General features: G+C 58.0%; 1 protein-coding gene. It reads left to right on the forward strand.

Annotated elements, in window-relative coordinates; all coding sequences use genetic code 11:
- On the forward strand, window positions 1-245 hold a 245-nt coding region (locus A3714_RS10655), incomplete at both ends, for a CocE/NonD family hydrolase C-terminal non-catalytic domain-containing protein (RefSeq protein ID WP_304439029.1).

Genomic DNA, 245 nt, shown 5'->3' on the forward strand with positions numbered 1-245 from the left:
GGTCAATCTGCTGGAAGCGGTTTATACCAGCGAGCCCCTGGAAGCAGAAATGGCTATCAATGGGCCCATCACTGGACAGATCTGGGCCTCCACCACCGCCCTGGATACCAACGTCACCGTGCGCGTCAGCGTGGTCGGCAACAACGGCATTGCCCGGCCATTGACCCACGGCATTCAGATGGCGTCCATGAGTGCGTTTGATGCCAGCCAATCCCGCTTTATGAACGGCAAACTGGTTCAACCCT

Origin of the sequence: Alcanivorax sp. HI0007 (assembly GCF_001635525.1) — a bacterium.
In the GTDB taxonomy this organism is placed as follows: domain Bacteria; phylum Pseudomonadota; class Gammaproteobacteria; order Pseudomonadales; family Alcanivoracaceae; genus Alcanivorax.